1 rRNA gene and 1 pseudogene are annotated in these 1,087 nt (G+C 67.9%); both read right to left on the reverse strand.

What is annotated here, in order from left to right:
- Positions 1–686 (reverse strand): annotated as a pseudogene (locus ACIQM0_RS13815) (hypothetical protein); the annotation flags it as partial.
- 306 nt (positions 687–992) lie between these two features.
- Positions 993–1,087 (reverse strand): 5S ribosomal RNA (gene rrf / locus ACIQM0_RS13820); the annotation flags it as partial.

Here is a 1,087-nt window from a genome sequence, read left to right on the forward strand (position 1 = left end):
ACGCGCACCACGGTCATCATCACGACGCGGAGCCCGGTCATCACGACGGAAACTGCCACCGGACGAACCACCACTGCTGGGCCGGCTGTCATCACGGCGGAACCCACCACCGCTGGAACCACCACGGTTGTCGTCACGGCGGAAGCCACCACCGGAGGAGCCGGAGCTGCCACGGTTGTCATCGCGGCGGAAGCTACCACCGGAGGAGCCGGAGCTGCCACGGTTGTCGTCACGGCGGAAGCTACCACCGGTGCTGCCTCCGCGGTTGTCGTCGTCACGACGGGGGCCGCGCGGACGGTCGTCACGCCGCTCGAACCCACCACCGGAACGCGCACCACGGTCATCATCACGACGCGGAGCCCGGTCATCACGACGGAAACTGCCACCGGACGAACCACCACTGCTGGGCCGGCTGTCATCACGACGGAAACCACCACCGCTGGAACCACCACGGTTGTCGTCACGGCGGAAGCCACCACCGGAGGAGCCGGAACCACCCCGGTCGTCACGGCGGAACCCACCACCGCTGGAACCACCACGGTTGTCGTCGCGACGGAAGCCACCACCGGACGAACCGGAACCACCCCGGTTGTCGTCACGCCGCGGCGCACGATCCCGGTCGCCCCGGTTGTCATCGCGACGGAAACCGCCGCCGCCACCGCTGCTGCTGGGTCGGCTGTCGTCACGGCGGGGGCCGCCGCTGTTGGTGGGCCGGCTGTCGTCACGCCGGCTTCCACCGCGGTCGTTGTCCCGACGCGGGGCGCCCGACCGGTCGTCACGACCACCGCTGACGCCGCCACGGTCACCGCCGTCCCGGCGACGCGGCTCGCGCTCCGAACGATCGTCGGGAGAGTTGGTGGACATCGGTGGTGCTCCTGTCATCGGGTACTACAGACATTCTTGCGCAGCCGGACACCCGACGCGCTTCGACAAAACAAAAAGGACCCTTGGTCCCAGCGTTGAACGCTGGGACCAAGGGTCCTTCAAAGATTGTTCGGCGGCGTCCTACTCTCCCACAGGGTCCCCCCTGCAGTACCATCGGCGCTGAAAGGCTTAGCTTCCGGGTTCGGAATGTAACCGGGCGTTT

It is taken from the genome of Streptomyces sp. NPDC091387 (assembly GCF_044756945.1).
Lineage (GTDB): Bacteria > Actinomycetota > Actinomycetes > Streptomycetales > Streptomycetaceae > Streptomyces.